Source organism: Edaphobacter sp., from assembly GCF_035532915.1.
Taxonomy (GTDB): domain Bacteria; phylum Acidobacteriota; class Terriglobia; order Terriglobales; family Acidobacteriaceae; genus Edaphobacter.
This window is the reverse complement of the sequence record NZ_DATKQC010000145.1, coordinates 1-3,508: the sequence shown is the minus strand read 5'-3', so window position 1 is coordinate 3,508 and position 3,508 is coordinate 1. Positions and strand designations below refer to the sequence as shown.

The following is a 3,508-nucleotide window of genomic DNA, read 5'->3' as shown; positions in this document are numbered from 1 at the left end:
CAGCGCGATTTCCTTCAAGTCCAGAACCCATTCGCGAGCTTGCTGATTTCCGTTCCCCGACTCAGCCTGCAGCTTCGTCGCCAGATCTTTCATCTCCTGATACACCTGCTGCGACGAGTTCTGCAGTTGGCTGTACTGCTGATCGATTGTTTGAACATCCATCCTTCTGTTCCTGCTTTCTCAAAATTGTCGATGCGACGTTGCAGTTCGGCGTGCGTCTGCAACCACGCCGAATTGTGTCATCCCTTCCATTGTAAGACGCGGAAATCCAACTCCGTTTTCTCCGTACTGCGTGCTACCTCCTTCACAATCACCTACGAAAAGTCGTAACCGGATGTTCATTCGGCTGTAACTAAATCGCAACTTTTTGAAGCGACGATGGCTGTGATGGTCGTCACATCTTCCACCTTGGCGTTTCCACGCAAGCGGTGGCAGAAGAAAGCACCCATCCAGTCATCGTCCCAATCAAGTGTCAAATTTCCAGGAGGTTTCAAAGAGTGCGCAAGTTACTTGTCGTGTGTGGAATTGTGCTGTGCTGTTTCTTCTGTGCGAGTGCCCGAGGAATCGTACCGCCCAGTAAGTCGGCACAGGTCCGAGGGAAAGTAGTTGACGCCGCTGGGGCCGCAGTTTCTTCTGCGGCTGTTACGTTAACCGATTTATCAACGAACACAGCGAATCACGCGACGACCCGGTCAGACGGCACCTTCGACTTCAGCGGTGTATCCGCCGGGCCATATATTATTTCCATCGAGAAGTCGGGATTCGAGTCGTACTCCGAGCGGCTCTCGCCGGCAACACAGAACAACATCACGGCCACGCTGCAAGTGGCAAAATTGAACGACAGCGTGGTCGTTCGTGGAACCGTTAACCCCGAGGCCACGCCCGTGCCCTCCCGCGAAGACGTCTTGCTGATGCCGCAGACGGTGCGCGTGCTCGACCGCAAGCAATTGGACGCGGCTGGCCCGGTGGCCGGCGGAGCGCAGATGCTGCAATACACCCCAGGCGCGAATGTGATGGGTTATGGCCAGACAGGCGCCACAAAGTACACGGTCATCCTGAACGGCCTTCAGCAGGGCTGGGCAGGCGAGGCGACGAGCTTCATTGGGGCGGGTTCGCTGGACATTACGTATGACGGCATTCCGGTGGTCGACCCGGCCACTGGTTTGTGGCAGTCGGCGACCATGCCGCAGAATCTGGTGATTCAGGATGTGCAGGTGAACTACGGACCCGGCCCGGCAGATGGCCGCTGGTACACCGATGTAGGCGGACGAGTGGAGTTCACGCCTGTTCAGCCGACCGAAGAACGCCACCTAAGCGTAGCCGCCACGCAAGGCCCCGACAATCAGCAGAACTTCGCGTTCGTGGGCAATACCGGCCACTTCAAGGGATGGTCAACGGTGCTAGGCGGTGGCCTGGGGCGAGCTGACGATTTCCGGGAGGCTCCGGACGGCTTCGGCAACCACACTCGGAACGGCTCGGTATTCGGCAAGACTGTCAGGACAGCCTCAGCGGGGAGTTTTACCTTCGGCGTTCTTTATGCCAAGGGAGGCGGCTATCGCCCCACGGTGATTCCCACCGCAGACGTGCAGCTAATCGACCCCGTCAGCGGCATCCACTTCAGCCAGCCGGGATGCGGATTTTATTGCGCTCTGCCGTACGCCTCCTATAACAAGTACGACACCAATGAGATGTTTATGACATATGCGCGCCAGAGAATGTATTTTAGCCCTACATCCACTCTTGAGAATTCGGCATGGTACACGCACATTCGCCGCTTTCACCGGAGAAATCAGGATGCTCTTGCCCAGGGCTCCCAAGTCGACGAGTGGAACAACCCGCATAGCAACATGTTTGGGGACCAGATCCGCTTCACTCAGGTCCTCCCTTACAACACAGTCAGCTTCGGCGGCTACCTCATTAGCGAGGTCTATAACTCGCATAACCTTTTCTATAATCCCATCGACGGAGGAAGCGGGTCCCAGCAGATCGTCGGTGTTGGTTCGAAGTTCCGCTCTGGATACTTCCAGCAGGACAACGTAACCTTCTTTGCCCAGGACGATGTTCACCCGATTGCCCGCATCCACATCATTCCCAGTGTGCGCGTCGATGGTTTCTCGACCAACTACAGCGACCAGGCGCAGCGGGACATCACCTTCGCCCCTAACACCTACTTCACCCAAAACTCGGATGGCACGGTATCCCCGTCTGCCGGTCCTGTCTATGAGACTCACTGCGCGTTGTATCCCCAGGGCCAGACTCCGAACGAAGACCCCTTTAACAATGTCTTCGGGACTCCCGTCAATTCTTCCGATGGCAACGCAGCAAAAGACCAGGGCTCTCTCTGCGGGGCGCATGAGAGCCGCTCGGCCGTCGAACCCGGCATTGACGCTTCTGTAATGCCCAAGGATTGGCTCATGATCTACGGCGGCTATGACGTCATCTATCGCTCTCCCGCGCTGGGCGGCGGCGGCGGCCAGTTCCAGGCCGTAAACCCGACCTATTACACGCTGGCCAAGGCCGCCTACGGTCAATTCGGAGGTAAGATTCACTTCACGAACGCGCCGGTGCTCAGAAATTTCATCGCCGGGGTGAGTTACTTCCACAACGATTACACGAACCAGGAGATCGACTTCGAAACAGCCAACGGAGTTGAGGAAACCGGCGGCGGCGACTCCACCTACCATGGCGTCGACGCCTTCTTCGACGCCGATCCGAGCAGCAATCTCCACTTCTTCTTCAATTTCTCCGGAGAGGCGACGAACTTTACGAAGTATATTCAGGGTGGCCCGAGCCTGGCGGAATGCGCGGCGCAGAAGCTAACCTGCGTCTCCTATGCCAACATCCCAGTCTCCTATGTTCCGGATATCACCTTAAATACGGGCGTCTACTACGGAATCCAATACCACGACCGCACGATCCTTGAGCCGCGCTTCTGGGTGGAATCGACTGGCAAGCAATACATATGGTCGAATAACGGGATCTTGAATAGCGGGATCGCTGGCCCGACCAAAACGAGCATGCCGTCGTACACGATAGCGAATCTCTCCTTCAATGCTCCCGTTGTTTTCAAAAAACAATCATTCAACCTGCGTCTCGATCTGTTGAACGTTGGCAATACGCAGTACAACGAATTCGAGTACATTTCCAGCGGCCAGTATTTTGCCGCGCTTGCTCCGGATCCAACTAACCTTCCGAATGGCTACATCAACGCCTATCCCGGAGCGCCCCGCATGATCTACGGCACGATCACCTATCAATTCTGATTGCGCCAGGAAGAAAGTCAGAACGCCAAAAGGCCCGCCTTTCGAGACGGGCCTTTGCTGTTCGATGCGCTCTCGTAAAAAAGGGCTCGGCAAAGCTCTTCAGTGATTTGCCAACGAGCGGCACGCGACTGCATCCTAAAGAGCAGGCAGTACAAATCCAAAACCGAAGAGAGCACAACCCCGATGGAATTTCGCTATACGCTCCCAGCCAAGCTTGAGCAGGATTTTTCCGCCGCTGTCGCGGA

Annotated in this window: 1 protein-coding gene; it reads left to right on the top strand. The window is 56.2% G+C overall.

Annotated features, from left to right (window positions below):
- The first annotated feature begins 497 nt into the window (after window positions 1-497).
- Window positions 498-3,263 carry a TonB-dependent receptor gene (locus VMU57_RS07170; RefSeq protein WP_325381950.1) on the top strand — a complete coding sequence of 922 codons (2,766 nt, stop codon included), beginning with the start codon at window positions 498-500 and terminating at the stop codon, window positions 3,261-3,263.
- Window positions 3,264-3,508: the final 245 nt, after the last annotated feature.